This is a genomic window from Salmonella sp. SAL4457, from assembly GCF_046548235.1.
Taxonomy (GTDB): domain Bacteria; phylum Pseudomonadota; class Gammaproteobacteria; order Enterobacterales; family Enterobacteriaceae; genus Salmonella; species Salmonella enterica.
Genome location: NZ_JBGDZO010000559.1, coordinates 1 through 269, shown reverse-complemented (window position 1 = coordinate 269; position 269 = coordinate 1). Strand labels below are relative to the sequence as shown.

The 269-nt window shown below is 63.2% G+C and carries 1 protein-coding gene; it reads left to right on the top strand.

What is annotated here, in order from left to right; all coding sequences use genetic code 11:
* The coding region (locus ACLJNW_RS25455; RefSeq protein ID WP_410961399.1) for a hypothetical protein at positions 1-269 on the top strand (269 nt) is incomplete at both ends.

Here is a 269-nt window from a genome sequence, read left to right as displayed (position 1 = left end):
GTCGAATACAGCGAGCGCGGCAACGACTTCGCGCCTGCCAGAACGCAACGCCTGATCGACCAGCTAAAGCGCTACTCCGCCGGGGGGGACATCGCCATGGTGGTGTTCATTCACGGTTGGAAGCACAACGCGGGACGGGACGACGGCAACGTCGCCAGCTTCAACAAGGCACTCGCCAATCTCGCCTCCTCCGGGGTGCTGGGCAAACGCAGGCTGGTCGGCCTCTATGTTGGCTGGCGGGGCAAGTCGATGCATGGCCTGTATAGCGA